Below are 22760 nucleotides of genomic sequence, written 5' to 3'. Positions count from 1 at the left end.
CGCCTGCCGGGGGCGAGTCCGGCCGGGGCGACGACGATGCGGGCCGCCCTCAGTGCTCGAGTCGTCCGAGGTCGGGCTACCGCTGCCCGGTCGAGGCGATGTGCTCGTCCAGGTGGGCGCGGCCTCGGTACATCCTGGCGACTACTTCGTCATGACCGGTGAGCCGTACGTGGCGCGCTTGGCGTTCAGGTTCCGCCGGCCGCGCCACGGCATCCCTGGCAGGGACCTCGCTGGCGTGGCGGCAGCGGTCGGGAAGGATGTCACCGCTCTCCGCCCCGGCGACGAGGTGTTCGGCCAGAGCACCGCTGGAACGCTCGCGGAGTCCGCCTGCTTCCCGGCGGACAACCTCTTGTCCGTGCCCGCCAACCTGTCGGTCGTGGACGCGCCAGCGGTGCACACCTCGGCCACGGCGGCGTTGCAGGCATTGCGCAAGATCGCGAACGTTCGACCGGGCCAGACGGTGCTGGTCACGGGCACGTCGGGCGGCGTGGGCTCCTTCGCCGTACAGATCGCCAAGGCGTTTGGCGCCGAGGAGACGGGTGTGTGCAGCACCCGCAACGTCGACGAAGCAGCCGACGCCCTCCGCTACGTCGCGGCCGGCCACACCCGAGGAAAGGTCGTCGTCACCGTCTGACGACCGGACCGACGAGAACGACCCAACCCGTGCGTATGTACGCCCCAACCTGCCGCCACTCCGGCGGACGGACCGCTCCTCTCGGAAGAAGAACCGATGACCATCCAAACGAACACCCCGAACCTGCTCGACAACCCGCCGATCCCCGTGCAGGCCAAGCTCGCCGCCGCATGGACCAGCTTCATGTTCCTCTACATCTACATCGACTACTTCCACCTCTACAAGCCTGGCACCGTCGACGACATCCTGGCTGGCGTCGTCTTTGAGTTCGACATCAGCCCGATGTTGTTGACCATTTTCACCGCGTCCGTGGCGATCCCGATCCTGATGGTGATGCTCTCCATGACGCTGCCCGCCCGGGTGAACCGCGCCACGAACCTCGTCGTTGCATTGCTCTACATCCCCTTCTCGGTGTTCAACGCGGTAGGGGAGTCCTGGGACTGGGCCCCCTTCTACGGCCTCTCCATCGGAATCGAGGTGCTGCTCCTGGCCTTCATCCTGCGCTCCGCCTGGACATGGCCTCGAACCCCCGCCGTCCCAGCCGGTCCCGCGACGACCGACCTTCGACAGGACCTTCGACAGTAGGTATCCGTGTAAGGCCCTACGGCGTGAAGCCCGCCGCCGCGGACACCGGGCCGACCGTGACCAGCTCAGTCGCGGTATACGCAGAGAACCTGCTCACGAGCGGTCCGGTGTCCGCGCCAGCCACCCTTGGTTCCGCCTGTCAGGACCGTCTGTGCGGTGGGCTGGAGGCGGGCGAAACGCCGGCCTCCAGCCCGCGGGCTCGCTCGAAGGCTGACACGCGGAATCCCCCGCCCGCCGTTCTCCGGCGGGCGGGGGCTCACATGTCGGGACACCGTCGACGCGACCCTGCCCGGCTTCCCCGGCCGTCACGGGCGACGCATCGCCCCTCTCCCATGTCTCGGGCGGGCTTGACGCGAGGAACGCCGGCTGCCGATTCTGGCTGTCATGAACCGTTCGGCGCGCCGCCGGTTCGTCGCCCGTGGGATCGACCCAGCCGCGCACGAGCCATGAAGGTCTCCTACATCGTGGCGATCGCCGTGCCCGTCGAGGAGTTCCGTGAGGCTCTGGCGGGCGTGGCCGGTGCCCGGTTGTCGCGGGAGCTCCGTCCAGGCCAGGTGGTCGTCGTGTGTGACGGGCCCGAGGTCGAACTGGCCGGCGTGCGCGGGGTGACCTGGGTCCGCAGGGAACGGCCCGAGCACCTCGACAGGTGAGGGGCCCGGCGGGCCGGGCCCCTCGGAAGGCTACTGCACGGTTATCTTGTCCACCTCGACGGTGATGCCCTTGACCTGCGGCGTGGACGTGGCGGTGGTGACCGAGCCGACGCCCGTCGCCACCCCCTTGATCCGCATCGTGTAGGTCAGCACCCCGCCGGGCGCCCCTGGCGTGCTGGTCACGCGCAGGTCGGTGGTAGGCGGTCCGGTGATCTGGGCGCCCGCCGTGCCTTCGTCGTTCTCGGCGCCGACGGTCAGGCCGGTGCCGGTCGGCGGTTCGCCGGGCAGGTTGGCGGGATCGTAGGTGTAGGAGATGTCCTCGGCCCCGTTGAGGCCGATCCACTGCTGGAAGACCTTCAGGCTGGTGGTGCCGAAAGCGTTGACCCGCCACTCCAGCACGAGCCACCGGTTGACACCGTCGCTGAGCGTCGCGGCGTAGACCCCGGGCGTGCCGGAGCCGTCGAGGTCCGTCCAGTAGCTCGCCAGGACGTTGTTCGGGCGGGCGGGGTCGGGCAGGGTCTGCGGCTGGAAGGTGACGTCCTCTCCGCTGGTGGTGCCGCCGACCACGCTGTAGCCGTTGGAGGTGATGCCGATGCGGTTGTAGGTCTTACCGGCGAAGACGAACGCCGGCACGGTGAAGTTCAGCGCCTGCTCGTCCCCGATCGGGCTGGGCGTGATGCCGAAGGCATCCAGCGGCAGGTAGCCGGCCGGGCTGGCGCCGGGCGCGATGGCGGGCTTGTCGGGCTGGCGGGCGGCCAGCGTCTGCTTGGCCGTGGCGATCTGGGCGCCGATCTTGGTGGCGCCGGTGACGGAGTTGAGGCGCAGCTTGCTGTCGAGCGTGCTGAGCGCGGTCACCTCGGCGTCGGCCAGGGTGTTGTTCTGGACGGTGACGGTGCAGACGGACTCGCCGGTGTCACGGGGAATCGCGGCCGGCGCGCAGGTCTGGTCGATCGGGACGGCGCCCTCCTTGCGGACGAAGGCCACCGGAAGGTGCAGATCCCGCTTGCCACCGACCTGCTTGAGGTTGACCTGGCCGAAATACTGTCCGTCCGGCAGTTCGGGCGCGGTGATCACCACGCTGATCCTGGCGCTCTTGCCCGGCTTCACGGAGATCAGCGGCGGCACGACCACGATCTTGGCGCCATCGACCGTGGTGCCGCTCGCGGTGTAGGTGAGCGTCTCGTTCGTGACGTTGGTGAGCGTGCGCTTGGCGGTGATGACGCCGGGCATGACCGGTGCGTTGACCGAGGGCAGGTTGAGGTCGATGCGGTTGAGCGTGTCGGTCTGCGCGGCAAGGAAGTTGGCCGCGCTCTCGTCCATGGTCAGGCCGGGGTCACCGGCGCGGGTGAGGTCGATACGGCCGCCGCCGAAGTCGAACGGGTCCGCGGGGGTGGTCCGGTCCTGCTTGGTGACCTTGGTGGTCGCGGTGCTCTCCAGCGCCGACTTGACCTGTCCTGGCGTCCAGTCGGGGTGCAGGGCGAACACCAGCGCCGCCGAGCCCGCCACGTGCGGCGACGACATGGACGTGCCGGCGATCGCCTGGTAGAGGTTGCCCGGCGGTCCCTCCAGCGGGCTCTCGGGGGTGGGTGTGGTGCCGGCCAGGATGTGCAGGCCGGGCGCGGTCACGTCAGGCTTGAGGAAGTCGCCGCCGGGACCGCGCGAGGAGAACGTGGTCATGGCATCGCCCTGCCAGGTCGCCTTGGTGCCCTGAGTGAACGAGGCGGTGGCGCCGGGGTTGGCGGCCAGGAAGGCGCGCAGCGCGTCGCCGTCGGGCTTGTCCAGGTGGACGGTCGGGATCCAGTGGTTGTCGGTCATGATGTCGAGCGGGCTGGAGTTGTACAGCAGCATGCCGGCCGCGCCGCCCTGCTTGACGTTGAAGCTCTTCAGCACCCGGTTGGGGCCGCGCTCGCAGGCGACGATCTTCCCGGCGAACAGGCCCGCGGGAGCCGGCGTCGTGCATAACGCGTTGGAGTACGGCGGAGCCGACGCCAGTACCACCGGCAGCGGCGCGTCGACGCCGCCGGTGACAGAGGCGCCCTTGACCGTGGCCGTCACGCCGCCCGCACCGCGCAGCGTGACCGTGGACTGGAAGGTACGGCTCTGCGTGGAGGCGGCCACCGTGGTGACCCAGGGGCTGAGGTGGTTGACCGTGCCCGCGCCGGGCCCGTCGTTGCCCGCCGAGGCCGACACCAGCACACCGGCCGCGTAGGCGTCCAGGAAGGCCAGCTCCACCGGATCGCTGTAGGGGTCGGTGCCGCCGGAGATGGAGAAGTTGATCACGCGGACGCCGTCCAGGATCGCCCGGCCGACGGCCTGCGCGGAGTCGGACGGGAAGCAGCCCTCCGCGCCGCACACCTTGTAGACCGAGACCTGCGCGGCGGGCGCGATGCCGTGGATCGGTCCGCGGCTGATGCCCAGCGGGTTGGCGTCGGCCACCGGGCCGCCGGCCGAGGTGGTCGCGGTGTGCGTGCCGTGGCCGTTGGAGTCACGGGCCGAGTCAGGGTAGACCTCGCCGCCGAAGACCGCGTTGTACGTGTCCAGGTACGGCGCGCCGCCGATCAGCTTGTTGTTGCAGGCGAACACGTCGGGAGCCGGGGTGAGCGGGTTGTCGCCGAAGTCGCACACGCGGGGCGTGCCGTCCTTGGTCGGGCCCGGCGCGGGCAGGCCGCCGGGGTCGGCGAACTGCGGATGCTCGGGCCAGGCCCCCGAGTCCAGGATGCCGACGTTGACGCCCTTGCCGGAGGCGGCGCTGCCGCCGAGCTTGCTGTAGATCGCGGGCGCGCCGATGAAGGCGGGGCTGGAGTCGGTCAGCAGCTGCTCGGCCTTGTCGGCCTGGACGGCGGCCACACCGGGCAGCTTGACAAGAGTCTTGGCCTGGTCGGCCGGCAGCCGCAGCGCGATGCCGCCGTAGACGACCCGCAGTTTCTGGCCGACCTTCGCGGCGGGCAGCGTACGGCCCAGCGCCTCAAGGAACTCGCTCTCCACCTGCTCGATGTGCTTGCCGTACTTCTGGGCGTCGGCGCTGCGCACGTCCAGGGATCTGCCGGTCACCGCAGGGCTGGTACCGGGCAGGCCCTTCAGCCCGCCCTGGTAGGCGGCCAGCGAGTCGTAGTCCAGCTTGACCACGACGTTGACGGTGTCGTGCGTGGTGGCGCTGAGCACGGCCGCGTCGCTCCTGGCCAGCTTGCCGGTGGCCGACTTGGCGCCGTCCACCAGCTCGCCGCCCGTCACGGGGGTCGCCGTCCATTTCGCCTTGTCGGCGGGGGTGGGGGTGGGGGTGGGACCGGCGAGGGCGGGCGGAGCCGCGGACGCGACCAGGGCTAACGCGGCCGCCGAGGTGATCAGGAGCCTGATCGAGGGTAATTGGGGGTTGCTCGGCACTGAGAATCCTCCCTAGGGACTGCATGGACACCAGGAAGGCTCGTCACCCACCGCCGGGCAGGCCGGAGGGACCTCGACGACCCTCCCCGGCGGGTGAAACGTGAACGGGCACCCGGTCAGGGCACCCGATCATGACTCGGAGACTAATTCGAAGTCGGGATTTGGCCTATAGGGGGAAATTGCCAATCTTGCGCGGCATGTCTGGCAGCTATCGTCACCGACCCCCGGTCACGGTGTGGCGCGCGGCGCGCCTCGCCGACGAGCAGACGGGCGCGCCGCGACCTGGCCGGACCGCCGTCGCCGCCTGCTGGTGACGAACGGTCATGGTTTTCGGGACCAAAGACCTTCGCCGAGCCAAGGACGGAGCGCAAGGCTCGAACCGTCGCGCCCGAGCATGCCTTCCCCGCCCGCGTCAGGCGTGGCCCTTCAGAAGCAGATGGCGTGGGCGCACCTGGGACGCAACGTGAGGAGCAGCATGACCAAGCCCTTCGACACCCGCTCGGGCGTGCGCCGCGTGATCGAGGCCGCCATCGCCGCGCCCTCGGTGCACAACACCCAGCCGTGGCTGTTCTACCACCTCAAGGACAGTGTTTCCGTGTACGCCGACCTCCGCCGCCGGCTGAAGGTCGTCGATCCCCTCGGGCGCTGCCTGGTCATGAGCTGCGGAGCGGCGTTGTTCAACATGAGGCTGTCCATCCGGATGAGCGGGTGCGAGGCTCGCGTCCTGCCGTTGCCCGCGCCGCGTTCGGCGCCCGATCTCCTGGCTGTCGTCCGTACCGCCCCGGGAGAGCCGCCGTCGGCCGAGGAGCGACGGCTGCATGCCGCGATCCCCTGTCGGCGCACCAACCGTTTTCCCTTCGACGATCGCTCGCTGCCTCCTCACGTCGTCGCCGATCTCGTCGCCGCTGTCCGCCAGGAGGGGGCGAGTCTCGTCATGCTGCGCGGCGGGGCGGCCCGTCGCGTTCTTGACATGATCGCCGCCGCCGATCGGGCGCTGTCCAGCGATGACGCGTACCGTGGCGAGCTGTCCCGCTGGACGGGCGACGGCCCGCGCGCGGACGGCGTTCCGAGCCACGCCTTCGGCCCGCGTCCGAGAGACAGCGGGTTCCCCATGCGTGACTTCAGCCTCGGGACCCGGCTGGAGGTGGCCGCCTACGAAGGCGATCCGCAGATCGCCGCCCTGTTGACCGGCGACGACGGCCCGCGCGACTGGCTGGCCGCGGGGCAGGCCCTGCAGCGGCTCCTGCTCACCGCCACCGCCCACGGGGTGTCGGCGTCGCTGTTCAGCCAACCGCTGGATCTCGGCGACGACCGGGACGGCGGGCTGCGGGCCGGGACGCCGGGCCAGGTGCAGATGCTTCTACGGCTGGGATACGGTCCACCGGTCCCGGCCGTGACGCGCCGTCCCCTCCACGAAGTCCTCGACGCACGGCCGTGGCGCCCCTGACGCGGCACCGTCCGCCATGGCAGTCCGTGATCCGTCGCAGCCAAGGCGGTGACCGCCTGGCCGGTGTCGGGATCTCCTGTCCCGACCACCCGGCGACTTCACGAGGGCCGAACGACCCTTCGGAACGGGTCTGTCGGCCCTGCCCGCACGCTGGACGGGCGGGCATCCTCGGCCACAAACCACACGATGAGGTCAGAGATGTGCAATTACTGCGGATGTCGGGAGTTCCCGTTGATCGGGCAGCTCACCAGGGAGCACGTGGAGATCCAGGAGATCGCCGGCGCTCTGCGCAGGTCGATCAACGACGGCCGCCACGACGAGTCCCTGGCGCTGCTGGACGCCCTGCTCGCCCGATTGGTTCCGCACACCGCCACCGAAGAGAGCGGGCTTTTCGCGGAGCTGCGAGCGGATGGGACGCTCGCCGGCGAGGTGGACCGCCTGTGCGCCGAGCACGCCGACATCCATGAGGCGCTCCTCGGCGTGAACCGGGCGGTCCCGGACTGGGCGCTGGTCCTCGCCGCCATCCAGCGGCTGCACCGGCACATCGACAAGGAGGAGCACGGCCTGTTCCCCGCTGCCGCGATCATGCTCCCCCTTCCCGCCTGGGACAGGATCACCCCTGAACAGCTCGTTCCCGAGTGACCGGCGAGGACAGGCAACGGGCACGAGCCCGTCCGCGGACCGTTCAGGCGCGCCGGCGGAGGACGAACCAGCAGTAGACGAACGCCCCGCAGGCCATGGTCGCCAGCAGCATCAGCCCGATGGCGTAGGAGCCGGTGGACTGGAAGATCAGGCCCATCACGATGGGCGGGAGGAAGCCGCCCAGACCGCCCGCGGCGCCCACCACTCCCGTGGCGCTGCCCACCATGGACCCGGGGACGCCACGGCCGAGCAGCGCGAAGACGGCGCCGTTGCCCAGGCCCAGCGCGGCGGCCATGACGAGGAATCCCGGTGTGGCCACGACCATGACGGGGGCGAAGGAGACCACGATGGCGCAGACAACCACGGTGGCCAGCACCGCCGACAGCACCTTCTCGCCGCCCATCCGGTCGGACAGCCAGCCGCCCACCGGGCGGGCGAGCGTGGCGAGCAGCACGAAACCGGCCGCCCTGGCGGCGGCGTCGGCGGTGGTCAGCCCGTACTCGGCCTTCAGGTAGAGCGGCAGGTAGACGCCGAAGGCGACGAAACCGCCGAAGGTCAGCGCGTACATGGCGGCCAGTTCCCGGGTGATGCGCAGCCTGGCCGCCGTCACGAACCTGGTCAGGAACGGCTCGGCGGCAGGCCGGGTTCCGGGCGCGTCGCGGCCCATCACCAGGAAGGCCACACCGACGGCGACCATGGCCACCGCGACCACGAAGAAGGGGGCCGGCCGGCCGTACTGAGCCGCGATCCACGGCGTCGCGAACCCGGAGATCGCGGTCCCGATGTTGCCCATGCCGAAGATGCCCAGGGCCAGGCCGCGCCGCTCGGGCGGGAACCACCCGCTGACGAACGGCACGCCGATGGCGAAGGTGGCGCCGGTCAGGCCCAGGACGAGCCCTCCGGCGAGCAGGGTGGGATAGCTGGAGGCGAAGGCGAGGAATATCACGGGGACCACGCCGAGGAGGCTGGCCACGGCGAACATCAGCCGCCCGCCGTACCGGTCGGTCAGGGCGCCCAGCACGATCCGGCCCAGCGAGCCGATGACGACAGGGACCGCCACCAGGATGGAGACCTCCAGCGGGGTCAGGCCCAGCAGTTCCTTGTACACCGGCCCCAGCGGGCTGAGCAGCGCCCACGCCCAGAAGTTCACCGCGAAGCCGGCGGTGGCCAGCAGGAGCGCCGTCGTCCTGCCGCTCGTGGCGGCCGTCGACGCGCCGGCGGGTGCCTGCACGGTTGTCATATCGTTCCTCCTGTGTCGCGCGCCCGGACCGTGCCCGCCCAGGTCAGAAGATCGAGGTTCTTCTCCAGGGCGGCGTCGCGGGCGGCGAGAACGTCGATCACCTGGTCGCATGACAGCGTCTCGGCCATGAGCGACAGCCCGTCACATTCGCCGACGTGCGACAGGACGCGCCGGGCGAGCTCGATGCCGCGCTCGGCCCGCAGCGGGTCGATCCGCGTGCGGTCGGCCAGTTCCAGCAGCCGGCGCACATCGCGGATGACGGCGTCGTGCTCGGCGAAGAGCCGGTCCACGTGTTCCTCGCCGACGACCGGCATCAGCCGCGGGAGGAGCGATTCCTCCTCGTAGCGGAAGTGCGGGCCGATGACGGCCGTCAGAGCCGCGACCGCACGCCGTGCGCGCGTCGTGTCGTGGGCGTCGAATGCGGCCATCAGCTCGAGGAGGTGGTCACGCGCGTCGCGGTGCTCCTCACGGAACGTCTCGGCGAAGTCGTCACACACAGCCACCACGGAACCCCTTCCCGTTCATGGCCGCCTGCCCTTGCGGCCGCCTCTGTCGAGAGCACACACATTGCACGCGAAGGACGTCGCACCGGCCTAGGGACCAAGGTCCCTGTTCGCCGGACCGAGCGTCCCTCGAGAAACGGCGGGGAACTCAGGAGGGACTTTGGTCCCGCGCTTCGTGGACTTTCGCCCGCCCTCCGGCCCGGCGCCGTTGCCTAGCCTGACGACGACCGTTGGACGAGGCCGGCATGGTTCCGGCTTGCCGCGCCGCGACCGCGGCGCGTCCGGCCTGCCCGAAGGAAGTCCGCCGTGCTGCCGCGCAGGTGCCGCCGTTCGCCGGACACGTCGTGCCTCTCATCGCGTCCTGGGCTCGGAGCGAAGGGAAGCCGGCATGCCACCCGTCGAGGTGATGATCGGTAAGAGGACGGACGGCGCGCCGCCGCGGCCGCGCGCGTCCTGGCATCTGCGGGCGAACGCGGTCGTGGTGGCCTGGTTGGGCGTGACCGTGGCCGCCGCCCTGGCCCAGCCGCAGCTGCCCGCGCCGCGCTGGCTGGTCATCCACCTCTTCCTGCTGGGCGCGGTCAGCACAGCGATCCTCATCTGGAGCGAGCACTTCGCCGCGGCGATCCTCCGCGCCCCGGCGCCGGGCCGGCGCGGCAGCCTCATCCGGCTGGGCACGCTGAACGCCGCCACCGTGGCGGTCCTGGCCGGCCTGTCCGTCGGACCGTGGCCGGTGGCAGCGGCCGGGGCCGTGGCGGTCGTGGCGGTGGTCGTCTGGCACGCGATGGTGCTGGCCGGGATGACCAGGCGGGCGCTGCCGGGGCAGCTCGGCCACATCATCGGCTGGTATCTGGCCGCCATGGGCGCTCTGGCGGTGGGCGGAACGCTGGGCGGCCTGCTGGCCGCCCACGTCGGGCACGGCGTACTCCACGAGCGGATGCACGCCGCCCACGCGCAGATGAACCTGCTCGGCTGGGTGGCTCTCACGGTGCTCGGCACGCTGTTCATGCTGTGGCCGACGCTCCTGCGCACGCGCCTGTCCGTGCTGACGCGGCGCTGCTCGCGCATCGCCCTGTGGCTGGCCGTCGCGGGTCTGGTGCTGACGTTGTCGGGCCTGCTGCTGGGGCTGCGGTGGGTGGCGGTGGCGGGACTGGCGGTGTATCTCGCCGCCGTGGGTGTCGCGCTCATCCCTCTGGCCGAGACGGTACGGCGGCGCCGCCCGCACACGGGGGCGGCCTGGACGGTGGGCGCGGGGGTGGCGTGGTTCGGCGTCGCACTGGTCGTCGACCTCGTCCTCGTCGTCATGCACGGTCCCGACGATCTCGCGCCCGCCCTGGAGCCGCTGCTGCCGCTGATGCTCGCCGGCTTCCTGCCGCAGGTGCTGCTCGGCTCACTGATGCACCTGCTGCCGGCCGTGCTCGGGGGCGGGCCGGTCCGCTTCAAGGAGAACGCCGACCTGTTGGCCTGGGGCTGGCGCTACCGGCTGGTCTCCGCCACCCTCGGCGTGGCGCTGTTGGCTCTGCCGGTTCCCGCCTTCTTCGACGTGGCGGGCTGGGCCCTCGTCCTCGCGCCCGTCGCCGCATTCGTCATGCTGGCCGTGACGGCGTTCGTGCGGGCGCGCCACCGGGAGGGGCGAAGCCGGGCCACGCCGCTGGGCGTGGCCGTCGGCTGCCTGCTGACGGCGGCGGCCGTGGCGGTGGCGATGTCAGGAGGCGCCACCACGCCCCAGCGCCAGGTCGTTCCCGGGGCCGCGCGGACGGTGGAGGTGACGTTGTCGGGTATGCGAGTGCGGCCGGCCGTCATCACCGCCGCCCCGGGCACGGTGCTGACGCTGCGTGTCACCAACGCCGACGCCCAGCGCCATGACCTGCGGCTGTCCACGGGTGAGAGCACGCCGATGCTCCGGCGGGGACAGACCGCCGTGCTCCGGCTGACCCCGCTGGCGGCGAGGGTGGAGGGCTGGTGCACCGTCGCCGGGCATCGGGCGGCGGGCATGACCATGCGCATCGAGCCGACCCCCGATGTGGCCGGCGGACCGGGCGGCGAAGGCCGCGCCGGACCCGACGGCACCGGGCACGACGGCACCGGGCACCAGCAGGCCACCGGGCAGCCAGGTGGCGGGCAGTCAGGTGGCAGGCAGGGCGCGGCTTCCCTGGATCCGGCCGCGCCGACGTCGCAGGACTGGAAGCCGTACGACGCCGTGTTGCCGCCCGCGCGGGGCGGGAGGGAGCACCAGGTCGAGATCCGGGTGAAGGAGACCGATCTGGAGGTCGCGCCGGGCGTGCGCCGCAGGATGTGGACGTTCAACGGCACGGTTCCCGGCCCGGTGCTGCGCGGCAGGGTCGGCGACACCTTCGTCGTCACGTTCGTCAACGACGGGCTCATCGGACACGGGATCGACTTCCATGCCGGGGCACTGGCTCCCGACGGACCGATGCGCACCATCGACCCGGGAGAGCGGCTGACCTACCGCTTCCGTGCCGACCGGGCGGGCGCCTGGCTGTACCACTGCTCCACCATGCCGATGAGCCAGCACATCGCCCACGGCATGTACGGCGCCGTCATCATCGACCCGCCGGGCCTGCCGCGGGTCGACCGGGAGTTCCTGTTCGTCCAGGGCGAGCTGTACCTCGGCCAGCCCGGAGACGCAGCCCAGGCGGCCAAGATCCGGGACGTGCGGCCCGACGGCTGGATGTTCAACGGCACCGCCGCCGGATACGACCACGCCCCCGTCAAGGCCAGGGCCGGGGAGCGGGTGCGGGCCTGGGTGGTGGCGGCGGGCCCGACTTCCGGAACCGCTTTCCATGTGGTGGGCGTGCCGTTCGACACGGTCTACAAGGAAGGCGCCTATCTGCTGCGCAAGGGCGACCCTGGCGGAGGCCAGGTGCTGGACCTGGCGCCGGCGCAGGGCGGCTTCGCCGAGTGGGTGTTCCCGGAGCCGGGCCACTATCCCTTCGTGGACCACGGGATGGTGCGGGCCGAGGCCGGCGCTCACGGGATCTTCTCGGTGGGCGCACGGTGACCCGGTGGCCGGTCGCCCGCCGGCCACGTGATCCGTGGCCCGTCAGGTGACATTCCGCACCACCGCCGCCAGCTCGACCCGCGTCAGGCCGATCGGACGTGCGGAAAGGGACTTTGGTCCCTGCCGTCATGTCACCGATCACCGGAACCCTTGAGCATGCCTGTTGCTCTTCGCGATGAGGATGATCCATGACCACAAAGCCCGATGGCCTACCTCGTATCGGCAGCGTCCCCGGCATGGGGCCGTTGCTGGCCGCCCGCACGTTCTTCACCAAGGCCGAGGTGTCGGCCGACGGGCGCACCCTGCACCAGATAGACCCCAGCGCGTGGGACCGCTTCTACCGCGACCGCTGGGCCCACGACAAGGTGGTGCGGTCCACGCATGGCGTGAACTGCACCGGCTCGTGCTCGTGGAACGTGTTCGTCAAGGACGGGTTGATCACCTGGGAGCACCAGGCGACCGACTACCCGTCGGTGGGGCCGGACTCGCCGGAGTACGAGCCGCGCGGTTGCCCCCGTGGCGCGTCGTTCTCCTGGTACACCTATTCGCCCTCGCGCGTGCGCTACCCCTACGTGCGCGGGGTGCTGCTGGAGATGTGGCGCGAGGCCAAGGCCAGGCTCGGCGACCCCGTGCTGGCGTGGGCCGAGCTGACCGGCGACCCGGACCGGGCGCGCGCCTACAAGCGGGCCAGAGGCAAGGGCGGCTTCATCCGCTCCACCTGGGACGAAGTGCTCGAGCTGATGGCCGCCGCCCACGTGCACACCATCAAGGAGTACGGCCCCGACCGCGTGGCCGGCTTCTCGCCGATCCCGGCCATGTCCATGGCGTCGTTCGCGGCCGGCACGCGGTTCCTGTCCATGATCGGCGGGACGCTGCTGTCGTTCTACGACTGGTACGCCGACCTGCCCATCGCCTCCCCGCAGGTCTGGGGCGACCAGACAGACGTTCCCGAAGCGGCGGACTGGTGGAACACCCGCTACCTGATCATGTGGGGGTCCAACATCCCGGTCACCCGCACCCCGGACGCCCACTTCATGACAGAGGCGCGCTATCAGGGCACCAAGGTGGTCGCGGTCAGTCCCGACTACGCCGACAACGTCAAGTTCGCCGACGACTGGCTGGCCCCGCACCCCGGCACCGACGGGGCGCTGGCCATGGCCATGGGGCACGTGGTGCTGACCGAGTTCTTCCGTGACCGGCAGGTGCCGTACTTCACCGACTACGTCCGCAAGTACACCGACCTGCCGTTCCTGGTGACGCTGGAGCGCCGCGGCCACGCGTACGTGCCACGCCGCTTCCTCACCGCCGCCGACCTGGGCGAGCAGAGCGAGAACGCCGAGTTCAAGACCGTCTTCCTCGACGACGAGACCGGTGAGACCGTCGTGCCGAACGGCTCGCTGGGCTTCCGGTGGGGCCAGGAGGGCGAGGGCCGCTGGAACCTCGCCCTGGACGGCAAGCAGCCGGTGTTGAGCCTGATCGATCGCAGCACCCAGGCGGTGCCGGTGGACCTGCCCCGCTTCGACGAGGGCGCCACCGAGGGCGGCTCGGTGATGCGCCGCGGCGTGCCGGCGACCGAGGTCGGCGGCCTGCTGGTCACCACCGTCTTCGACCTGCTCATGGCCCAGTACGGCGTGGCGCGCGACCTGCCGGGCGAATGGCCGGAGTCCTACGAGGACGCGGCCCAGCCGTACACTCCCGCCTGGGCGGAGGAGATCACCTCGGTCCCCGCCGCCACGATCGCCAGGATCGCCAGGGAGTTCGCCCGCAACGCCGAGCGCACGGACGGCCGGTCCATGATCGCGATGGGCGCGGGGACCAACCACTGGTTCCATTCCGACCAGATCTACCGGTCCTTCCTCACGCTGGTGCTGCTGACCGGCTGCCAGGGAGTCAACGGCGGCGGCTGGGCGCACTACGTCGGCCAGGAGAAGGTGCGCCCGGTGACGGGCTTCCAGCACCTGGCCTTCGCCTTCGACTGGCAGCGGCCGACCCGGCACATGGCCGGCACGGCGTTCTGGTACCTGGCCACCGACCAGTGGCGCTACGAGCGCATCAAGGCCGACGAGCTGGCCAGCCCGCTGGGGTCGGGGATGTTCGCCGGCAGGTCCTTCGCCGACTGCAACGCCCAGGCGGCGCGGCTGGGCTGGCTGCCCTCGCACCCCACGTTCAACCGCAACCCGCTCGAGCTGGCCGACGAGGCCGCGGCGGCCGGTCTGCCGGTGGCCGAGTACGTGGTCAACGAGCTGAAGGCGGGCCGGCTGCGGTTCGCCGCCGAGGACCCGGATGATCCGGCCAACTTCCCGCGCGTGCTGACGGTGTGGCGGGCCAACCTGCTCGGCTCCTCGGGCAAGGGCAACGAGTACTTCCTGCGGCACCTGCTCGGCACCGACGCCGAGACCCGCAACGAGGAGACCCCGGAGGGCCTGCGGCCCGCCGAGGTGACCTGGCGGCAGGAGGCCACCGAGGGCAAGCTCGACCTGCTCACCACGATCGACTTCCGGATGACCTCGACCGCGCTGTTCGCGGACGTGGTGCTGCCCGCGGCGACGTGGTACGAGAAGCACGACCTGTCCACCACGGACATGCACCCCTTCATCCACGCCTTCAACCCCGCGATCGCGCCGCCGTGGCAGACCCGCAGCGACTACGACGCCTTCCTGACGCTGGCCGACCGCTTCTCCGAGCTGGCCGCCGGGCACCTCGGGCGGCGCACCGACGTGCTTGCCGTACCCCTGACGCACGACACCCCGGACGAGCTGGCCCAGCCGGGCGGGCGGGTGCGTGACTGGAAGTACGGCGAGTGCGAGCCGGTCCCCGGGCGGACGATGCCGAAGATCGTCACGGTCGAGCGCGACTACGCGACCGTGGCCCAGCGGGTGCGGTCCGTGGGGCCGCTGTTCGCCGAGCTGGGCCTGACGACCAAGGGCATCACCTACCGGGTCGACCCCGAACTGACCTACCTGCGCAGCCAGAACGGCGTCACCCCGGAGGGGCGGATCTCGCTGGCCACGGCCGAGCGGCTGTGCGAGGCGATCCTCGCCCTGTCGGGCACCACCAACGGCCGGCTCGCCACGCAGGGCTTCGAGACGCTGGAGCGGCGCACCGGCACGCGGCTGGCCGACCTGGCGGCCGAGCACGAGGGCAAGCGGATCACCTTCGCCGACACCCGGTCGCGCCCGCAGCCGGTCATCACCTCCCCCGAATGGTCGGGTTCGGAGACCGGCGGGCGCCGCTACTCGGCCTTCGTCGTCAACGTCGAGCGCGACAAGCCCTGGCACACCCTCACCGGACGTCAGCAGTTCTTCCTCGACCACGACTGGATCACCGAGCTGGGCGAGCAGCTGCCCGCCTACCGCCCGCCGCTCAACATGCACCGCCACTACGGCGAGCAGGGCGACGGCGGCGCGGCCGAGGTCACCGTCCGCTACCTGACCCCGCACTCCAAGTGGTCCATCCACTCCGAATACCAGGACAACGCCTACATGCTGGCGCTCTCGCGCGGCGGGCCCACCATCTGGATGAGCGTGGCCGACGCCGCGGCGATCGGCGTCGCGGACAACGACTGGATCGAGGCCTACAACCGCAACGGCGTGGTCGTCGCCCGCGCCGTCGTCTCCCACCGCATGCCCACCGGGACCGTGTACATGTACCACGCCAAGGACCGCAACGTGAACGTGCCGCTGACGGAGAAGTCGGGACGGCGCGGCGGCGTCCACAACTCGCTGACCCGCCTGCTGCTCAAGCCCAGCCACCTCATCGGCGGCTACGCCCAGTTCACCTACGCCTTCAACTACTACGGCCCGACCGGCAACCAGCGTGACGAGATCACAGTGATCCGCCGCCGCGGCCAGGAGGTGACCTACTGATGCGCGTCCTCACCCAGGTGGCCATGGTGATGAACCTGGACAAGTGCATCGGCTGCCACACCTGCTCCGTCACCTGCAAGCAGACCTGGACCAACCGCGACGGCGTGGAGTACGTCTGGTTCAACAACGTCGAGACCAAGCCCGGCGTCGGCTACCCCAAGCGGTACGAGGACCAGGACCGCTGGAAGGGCGGCTGGCGGCTCGACCGCCGCGGACGGCTCGAACTGCGCGCCGGCGGCCGGATCAGGCGGCTCGTCAACCTGTTCGCCAACCCCGACCTGCCGAGCCTGGACGACTACTACGAGCCGGCCACCTACGACTACGACACCCTCGTCAACGCCCCCGCCGGGCCGCACACCCCGGTGATCCGCCCCAAGTCCGCCGTCACCGGGCAGGACATGGCCATCACGTGGGGCGCCAACTGGGAGGACGACCTCGGCGGGGCCCCCGAGCACGCCCCGGCCGACCCCAACCTCGCCGCCATGACCGAGCGGGTGAAGATGGAGTTCGACAGGACCTTCATGTTCCACCTGCCGCGCATCTGCGAGCACTGCCTGAATCCGGCCTGCGTGTCCGCCTGCCCGTCGGGCGCGATGTACAAGCGGGAGGAGGACGGCATCGTCCTGGTGGACCAGGACCGCTGCCGCGGCTGGCGCATGTGCGTCTCGTCCTGCCCCTACAAGAAGGTCTACGTCAACCACAAGACCGGCAAGGCCGAGAAGTGCACCTTCTGCTTCCCCCGGATCGAGGCCGGCCAGCCGACCGTGTGCGCCGAGACCTGCGTCGGACGGCTGCGCTACATCGGCCTGATCCTCTACGACGCCGACGCCGTCCTGGAGGCGGCCGGCGTCCCCGACCCGAAGGACCTGCTGGAGGCCCAGCGCCGGGTCTTCCTCGACCCCCACGACCCCGACGTGATCGCGGCCGCCCGGGCCTCGGGGATGAGCGAGGACTGGATCGCCGCCGCGCAGCGCTCGCCCATCTACGAGCTGGCCATGCGGTACCGCGTGGCGCTGCCCCTCCACCCGGAGTACCGGACGCTGCCCATGGTCTGGTACATCCCGCCGCTGTCGCCCGTGCTCGACGCCGTGACCGGGATGGGAGCCGACGCCGACGACCCCGACAACGTCTTCCACGCCATCACCGACCTGCGCATCCCCCTGGAGTACCTGGCCGGCCTGTTCTCCGCCGGGGACACCGAGGTCGTGGCCGGGGTGCTGATGAAGCTGTCGGCCATGCGCGCCTACATGCGCGACCGCACCCTCGACGGCACCGTCGCCACCGACCTGCTGGAGGCCACCGGCATGACCGCGGCCGAGATGGAGGAGATGTACCGGCTGCTGGCCATCGCCAAGTACGACGATCGCTACGTGGTGCCCGCCGCCCACCGCGAGGACGCCGCCGCCCTGTCGGCCCAGGCCGACGGCTGCAGCCTCGACGTCGAGGGCGGGCCTGGCATGAACGACTTCCACCCCACCGGCGTGACCGGCCGCCGCTCCGACGGGCGCATGGCGCTCAAGCTCTTCGTCAGGAAGGAACCCACGTGAAACTGCTGTCACGCCGCCCGGCGCCGGTCGCCCAGGACCGCGCGACGCTGCTGCGGCTGGTCTCGCTGCTCCTGCAGTACCCCGACGAGCAGTTGCTCGCCGCCCGCGCCGACCTGCGGCAGGCCGTCACCGCGCTCCCGCCCTCCCCCTCACGCGAGGCGCTCGCCGAGTTCACGACCTGGTACGGCGAGGCCGACCCGGCAGCCCTGGCACGCGCCTACGTCGAGACCTTCGACCTGCGCCGCAGGTCCAGCCTCTACCTCACCTACTACCTGCACGGCGACACCCGCCGCCGCGGCATGGCCCTGCTGACGCTCAAGCAGCGCTACCGCGTCTCCGGGCTCACCCCGCCCGACGACGAGCTGCCCGACTTCCTACCCCTGGTGTGCGAGTTCGCCGCCCTGGCCGGACCCTCGACCGGTGAAGCGCCGCTGCGCCAGCACCGCAAGGGCCTCGAGCTGATCCGCACGGCGCTGCACGAGGCGGCTTCGCCGTACGCGCTGGTGATGGACGCGCTCTGCGCGGCCCTGCCCGGCCTGACGGCGGCCGAGCGGTCCGCCGTCGCCGACCTCGCCCTGGCCGGACCGCCCGACGAGGAGGTCGGCCTGGCCCCCTTCGCCCCACCCGAGTACCTCACCGGAACGGAGGTGCGGCCGTGAGCGTCGCGCTCTGGGTCGTCATCCCCTACGTCGCCGTCACGGTCTTCGTCGTCGGCCACGTCTGGCGCTGGCGCACCGACCAGTTCGGCTGGACCACCCGCACCACCCAGGTGCTGGAGAGCAGGTTGTTGCGGCTCGGCTCGCCGCTGTTCCACCTGGGCATGTTCGCCGTCATCGGCGGGCACGTCGTGGGCCTGCTGGTGCCCAAGAGCTGGACCGAGGCGGTCGGCGTCTCCGAGCATCTCTACCACGTGGTGTCGATCGCCGCGGGGACGGTCGCCGGGGTGATGGTCATGGCGGGCCTGGGCCTGCTGCTGGCGCGCCGGTTCGTGAACCCCCGGGTACGGCGCACCACCACGCGGATGGACAAGGCCATGTTCGCCGCGTTCGCGGTGGTCATCGTGCTGGGCATGGCCGAGACGGTGGGGCGCAACCTGCTCGGCGGCGGGTACGACTACCGCGCCACCGTGGCCGTGTGGTTCAGGGGCATCCTGACGTTCCGGCCCGACTCGGAGATCATGGCCGGCGTGCCGTTGGTGTACCAGCTGCACGCCCTGGCCGCGTGGGTGTTCATCGCGATGTGGCCGTTCACCCGGCTGGTGCACGTGTGGTCGGCGCCCGTGGCCTATCTGTGGCGGCCGTACGTCGTCTATCGCCGCCGCCTGACCAGGCCCGCGCGGTCGTAGGTCCGCTTCAGGCTCTCGTCAGAGAGACCTGCCGGCGCAGGAGGGTGCCGCCGTCCTGGCGTGGTTCGACGGTGAAGCGCCCTCCCAGCCGCTCGGCCCGGTCCCGCAGATTCCGCAGGCCGCTCCACCGGCCCTTCCAGGCGCAGGTCCGGACGGTGTCGTCCGGTGCCGGACAGGGTGGGTGCTCTGGATCGGCTCCGACCGGCCGTCGAGACGCTCCCCGGGGGAAGCCGGAGGAGCCGGGATGCCGGCCGGCTGGGCAGCGGCCGAGGTGAACGACGAAACGCCCGCCCAGGCTGGATCAGCCGTCGGGGCGGGCATCCGGCCGCATCGGGTCCGTCAACCGTGATGTCGCAGATCGTCCTGGTAGGGGAAGCTGCCCGGCTGGTAGGAGCACCACGGCTCCTCGCCGAACACGTCACCTCCCGACGCGTAGGCGCGTGACCGGGAACCGCCGCAGATCAGCCTGAACTCGCAGGCACCACAGCGTCCCGTCAGCCGGCTCGGATCGCGCAGCGCGAGGAAGAGCGGCGACGTCCGGTAGATGTCGGCCGGCGGCCGCTCCCGCACGTCGCCCGCCGGCAGGGGAAGGAAACCCGACGGATGCACGGTCCCGGTGTGGGAGACGAACACGAAGCCGCGACCGGCGTCGACGTCGATCGGCGGACGGCGGACACGCCGCTCCCCGATGAGCCCGACCCTTCCCGCCGAGCTGCGCAGGCCGACATCGTGCGGAGGAACACGCCGTCGTAGCCGCGGAAGTCGTCGTGCCGCCGCGGTGTGGCGCCGTCGAGGCTGAGCGAGATCGCCGCGGCACCCGCGTGATGGAGCCGGGCCAGGTTCCCGGCCGTCAGCGCGGGCGTGGCCGAAGGGGAGACGGCGGGGGCCGTCATGCCGACACTTCCAGCAGGATGCGGTCCACCACGTCCGCGGCCGAATGATCCGCGGGCAGGCCGTCCAGGAAGCCGACGTCCTGGCCGAGGGTCACCAGCGCGGGCTCGACGTAGCCGTCGGCGCGCTGCTGGCCCAGGCCGATGGCGGCCAGCAGGCCGTTGCACAGGCACCGCCGGTCGGCCGCCTCCTGCTCAGGCCGTCCCTTGCGGACGTAGGTCTCGACCGGCTCGGCCGGGCAGCGGTAGCCGACGGCGCCATCGGGCCTGGTGTACGGCACGCGGAGGTAGCCCAGGTCGCACAGCCGCGGCCGGGCGGCATGGACGTCCGGGTCGGACAGGGTGCCCGGCAGGTCGGCGACCTTGAACGGGAAGCCGGTCGGCGAGGCTCTTGGGTCGTTGCGCACCGTCAGGTCGCCCTCGGCGATGCGGCGCAGCAGCAGGCGCCGCAGGTTCGGGTCGAGGCCCGACTCGCGGCAGAGCGCGAAGGCCGAACCCACCTGGACCCCGGCGGCTCCCGCCGCCCGCGCCCGCGCCAGCCCGTCCGGCGTGCCGTACCCGCCGGCCAGCCAGAACGGCAGGCCCAGCGCGGCGACCTTGGCGGTGTCGGCCTCGTCGCGCGGGCCGTACACGGGCTCGCCGGCCGCGTCGAGCCGCATCGGCCCTCGGGGTGGCGCGCTGTGCCCGCCCGCCACGGCCGACTCCAGCACGAAGCCGTCCGGCCGGGTCCGCGGTGACCGCGCCAGGTAGGCGGCCAGGACGTGCGAGGAGACGATCGCGAGCAGCCGGGGACGCCGGAGCGCGGGAAGGCCGCGGCCGAGCAGCCGTTCCGGGTCGAGACCCACCGAGTGCCGCGTGTCCTCCGCGCCCGCCACGGTCACCGAGATCCCGGCCGGCCGATGTGCCGCGAGAGCGTCGAGGAGACCCGGGATCTCCGCGGGAATCCCCGCGCCCATCAGGACGTGGTCCACACCGGCGAGCATCGCGCCGTAGACGGCCGCGGGCGTGGCCAGCTGGATCTTCTCCAGGTAGTTGATCCCGACCTGACCGTCGTGCCCCTCCTTGGCCAGCAGGACCTCCACGTAGTTCGCCACCACGGTCAGCTCGTCCCGCGACCGGTTGCCGCGCAGCCCGAGCCGCGGGATGGGCCGGTACGGCACGCCGGCGCCCGAACCGCCCGGGACGAAGTAGCGGCCGAGGACCCGATCGGCGATCTCGGGCACCGGGAACGCGGCCAGCGCCCGACGCACGTGGCCGCCCGGGTCACCGAGCTGCAACCGCCTGGCCAGCGTGGCGTCCAGGGCGGTCCCCGAGACCACACCCAGCTGCCCGGTCCGCGCCACGGCCCGGGCCAGCCGCCATCCGGACACGCCGACGCCCATCCCGCCCTGGATGAGGACCGGCCGCGGCTCAGACACGCCGACCCCGCACCTGGTCCGCCCACGCCAGCACGTCGAGGTCGCGTTCGACCACGGCGTCACGGGACGCCAGGATGTGCACCACGTCGTCCTCCGGCATGACCTCCGCCATGAGCGCCAGCCCGTCGGAGTCGCTGACGTGCCGCAGCAGCGCCCGCGTGAGCCTGATGCCCCGCTCGGTGTCCAGTTCGGCGGCTCGGGACACGTCGTTCAGCTCGCGTAGCTCCCGGATGGCGCCGTCGTGGTCGGTGAACAGCTTGGCCACGTGCTCCCGGCCGACGATGGGGACCAGGCCCGGATACATGGCCTCCTCCTCGTAGCGGAAGGACGGCCCCGCCGCGGCCGACACGCACGACACCAAGGTCCTGACCCGAGCCGCGTCCCCGGACCGGAAGGCGTCCACCAGCGACAGCAACAGATCGCGGAGCCGGCGGTGCTCGGCGCGGAAACTATGGGTGAAGTAATCGGTGATCGACACGGTGTCGCCCTTCGAATCTCCAGGCAGTGGACGGTTCCTGAGTCCACCACCGGTGCAGTCGACACTCCAGGGACAAAGGTCCCTAATCATCCGGGTCCGGGGTCCTTGACGGCCGACGCTGACGAGATCGAGGCGACGGTCCTGTCGGTGATCGAGGACGGCCCCGGCACCGGGAAGAGCGGAGCCCGGCCACGTCCACATCCCCCACACGGGAAATAGAGTGGCGATCATGCAGCCTCTGTCGAGGATCACACCGGCTACCGCGGACGTGGTCGAGGCCCTGATGGCCGACCTGGACGCACGCTGGGGGCTGGAGATCGCCAAGGCGTCAGGTCGGGCCCCGGGCACCGTCTACCTCGTACTCGACCGGCTGGAGCGCAGCGGATGGGTGGTCTCCACCTGGGAGCCGGACTCCGCGCGGGAAGGGCCCCGCCGTCGCCTCTACCGGCTGACGGGGGACGCCCTGCCCGCCGCGCGTCGCGTCGTCGCCACGTACGCGACCGCGCGCCGGCCGATCGGCCAGAGCTTGCCTCAGCCGCAGCCGGGCGTCTGAGGTGGACGCGCTGAGCCGGGGCATCATCGTCACAGCCGCGGCCATCCTGCCCGGGAAGGCGCGGCGCGAGCGCTACCTCGAGCAGTGGCTCGCCGACGGTGAGGGGGCGGCGGAGCTGGGGATCAGCGCACTGTCCGTGGCGTTCGGGGCCGTCAAGGCCGCGGTGGCGATGAACCTGACCCGCCGCTCGGCCGTGGCGCTCGGACTCGCGGTCGTCCTGGTCGTCGGCGGGATCCGGCTGACGATGACCACGTCCAGATGGGTGCCCGGCGCCGCCATGGCCATGGCGGGCGTGGCGTTGCCGTTCCTGTTGCTGATCATCCGCAGGTTCACCGACCGCGACACGCTCGCAGACTGGGAGGACGCCCTGGCGGCCAGGCAGGCGCGCCTGTCGAAGCGGGCGTCCCCAGGCGCCGAGCCGGCCAGGAGACGGCTGTTCGCGCTGTTCCTGGGCGCCGCCCTGGTGGCCCTGGCCGTCCTGCTGCTCTACGTCATGGTCAGACGAACGTGACGGGACGCCTGGCCCTCGCCGACGCCGGCTCGACGCTGCCGTCACCTTGAC

General features: G+C 71.6%; 18 protein-coding genes. 12 read left to right on the top strand and 6 right to left on the bottom strand.

Annotated features, from left to right (window positions below; translation table 11 throughout):
* The first annotated feature begins 100 nt into the window (after nt 1-100).
* From ACWDLG_RS39310 to ACWDLG_RS39300, 3 genes are all read left to right on the top strand, one after another.
* Nucleotides 101-634: an alcohol dehydrogenase catalytic domain-containing protein gene (locus tag ACWDLG_RS39310; protein ID WP_449929828.1), complete on the top strand. Its 534-nt coding sequence runs from the start codon at nt 101-103 to the stop codon at nt 632-634.
* Between the two features lie 96 nt (nt 635-730).
* The gene (locus ACWDLG_RS39305; protein ID WP_449929826.1) at nt 731-1219 is read left to right on the top strand and encodes a DUF6326 family protein; all 489 of its coding nucleotides are present in this window, start codon (nt 731-733) and stop codon (nt 1217-1219) included.
* A 446-nt stretch (nt 1220-1665) separates the two neighbouring features.
* The gene (locus tag ACWDLG_RS39300; protein ID WP_449929824.1) at nt 1666-1869 is read left to right on the top strand and encodes a hypothetical protein; all 204 of its coding nucleotides are present in this window, start codon (nt 1666-1668) and stop codon (nt 1867-1869) included.
* A 30-nt stretch (nt 1870-1899) separates the two neighbouring features.
* Here the strand turns inward: ACWDLG_RS39300 and ACWDLG_RS39295 are convergent, their stop codons facing one another.
* Nucleotides 1900-5250 carry a S8 family serine peptidase gene (locus ACWDLG_RS39295; RefSeq protein ID WP_449929822.1) on the bottom strand — a complete coding sequence of 1117 codons (3351 nt, stop codon included), beginning with the start codon at nt 5248-5250 and terminating at the stop codon, nt 1900-1902.
* Between the two features lie 475 nt (nt 5251-5725).
* On the opposite strand from ACWDLG_RS39295, the gene ACWDLG_RS39290 reads away from it, so the two are divergent.
* Nucleotides 5726-6697, top strand: a complete 972-nt coding sequence (locus ACWDLG_RS39290; protein WP_449929820.1) for an Acg family FMN-binding oxidoreductase — start codon at nt 5726-5728, stop codon at nt 6695-6697.
* A gap of 231 nt (nt 6698-6928) precedes the next feature.
* Complete coding sequence (locus tag ACWDLG_RS39285) at nt 6929-7339, top strand: hemerythrin domain-containing protein (RefSeq protein ID WP_449929818.1); 411 nt, start codon at nt 6929-6931, stop codon at nt 7337-7339.
* A 43-nt stretch (nt 7340-7382) separates the two neighbouring features.
* Here ACWDLG_RS39285 and ACWDLG_RS39280 read toward each other — a convergent pair whose 3' ends face one another.
* Nucleotides 7383-8579: an MFS transporter gene (locus tag ACWDLG_RS39280; protein ID WP_449929816.1), complete on the bottom strand. Its 1197-nt coding sequence runs from the start codon at nt 8577-8579 to the stop codon at nt 7383-7385.
* Nucleotides 8576-9082 carry a hemerythrin domain-containing protein gene (locus tag ACWDLG_RS39275; protein WP_449929814.1) on the bottom strand — a complete coding sequence of 169 codons (507 nt, stop codon included), beginning with the start codon at nt 9080-9082 and terminating at the stop codon, nt 8576-8578. Before ACWDLG_RS39275 ends, ACWDLG_RS39280 begins: the two co-directional genes overlap by 4 nt.
* A gap of 388 nt (nt 9083-9470) precedes the next feature.
* On the opposite strand from ACWDLG_RS39275, the gene ACWDLG_RS39270 reads away from it, so the two are divergent.
* The 5 genes from ACWDLG_RS39270 to narI all read left to right on the top strand — a co-directional run bounded on the left by ACWDLG_RS39270 (nt 9471) and on the right by narI (nt 18859).
* Nucleotides 9471-12101 (top strand): multicopper oxidase domain-containing protein, encoded by a 2631-nt coding sequence (locus ACWDLG_RS39270; RefSeq protein ID WP_449929812.1) that lies wholly within the window; start codon nt 9471-9473, stop codon nt 12099-12101.
* A 188-nt stretch (nt 12102-12289) separates the two neighbouring features.
* On the top strand, nt 12290-15967 hold the full coding sequence (locus tag ACWDLG_RS39265) for a nitrate reductase subunit alpha (RefSeq protein ID WP_449929810.1): 3678 nt from the start codon (nt 12290-12292) through the stop codon (nt 15965-15967).
* The gene (gene narH, locus ACWDLG_RS39260) at nt 15967-17514 is read left to right on the top strand and encodes a nitrate reductase subunit beta (RefSeq protein ID WP_449929808.1); all 1548 of its coding nucleotides are present in this window, start codon (nt 15967-15969) and stop codon (nt 17512-17514) included. The genes ACWDLG_RS39265 and narH overlap by 1 nt, the downstream gene beginning before the upstream one ends.
* Nucleotides 17511-18173, top strand: coding sequence for a nitrate reductase molybdenum cofactor assembly chaperone (gene narJ / locus ACWDLG_RS39255; protein WP_449929806.1), 663 nt, complete (start codon nt 17511-17513; stop codon nt 18171-18173). The genes narH and narJ overlap by 4 nt, the downstream gene beginning before the upstream one ends.
* A complete protein-coding gene (gene narI / locus ACWDLG_RS39250) occupies nt 18170-18859 on the top strand; it encodes a respiratory nitrate reductase subunit gamma (protein WP_449929804.1) in 690 nt (229 codons plus the stop codon). Before narJ ends, narI begins: the two co-directional genes overlap by 4 nt.
* 339 nt (nt 18860-19198) lie before the next feature.
* On the opposite strand, the gene ACWDLG_RS39245 is transcribed toward narI, so the two are convergent.
* The 3 genes from ACWDLG_RS39245 to ACWDLG_RS39235 all read right to left on the bottom strand — a co-directional run bounded on the left by ACWDLG_RS39245 (nt 19199) and on the right by ACWDLG_RS39235 (nt 21645).
* On the bottom strand, nt 19199-19468 hold the full coding sequence (locus tag ACWDLG_RS39245; protein ID WP_449929802.1) for a hypothetical protein: 270 nt from the start codon (nt 19466-19468) through the stop codon (nt 19199-19201).
* A gap of 280 nt (nt 19469-19748) precedes the next feature.
* The gene (locus tag ACWDLG_RS39240; RefSeq protein WP_449929800.1) at nt 19749-21167 is read right to left on the bottom strand and encodes a nitronate monooxygenase; all 1419 of its coding nucleotides are present in this window, start codon (nt 21165-21167) and stop codon (nt 19749-19751) included.
* Nucleotides 21160-21645, bottom strand: coding sequence for a hemerythrin domain-containing protein (locus tag ACWDLG_RS39235; protein ID WP_354911511.1), 486 nt, complete (start codon nt 21643-21645; stop codon nt 21160-21162). The genes ACWDLG_RS39240 and ACWDLG_RS39235 overlap by 8 nt, the downstream gene beginning before the upstream one ends.
* 229 nt (nt 21646-21874) lie before the next feature.
* Between ACWDLG_RS39235 and ACWDLG_RS39230 the strand changes: the two genes are divergently transcribed.
* Complete coding sequence (locus tag ACWDLG_RS39230; protein ID WP_449929798.1) at nt 21875-22198, top strand: helix-turn-helix transcriptional regulator; 324 nt, start codon at nt 21875-21877, stop codon at nt 22196-22198.
* 1 nt (nt 22199) lies between these two features.
* Nucleotides 22200-22709 (top strand): hypothetical protein, encoded by a 510-nt coding sequence (locus ACWDLG_RS39225; protein ID WP_449929797.1) that lies wholly within the window; start codon nt 22200-22202, stop codon nt 22707-22709.
* Nucleotides 22710-22760: the final 51 nt, after the last annotated feature.

This window comes from Nonomuraea sp. NPDC003727 (genome assembly GCF_053586935.1).
The sequence above is the reverse complement of the archived record's forward strand: the minus strand, read 5'-3'. Positions and strand labels throughout refer to the sequence as shown.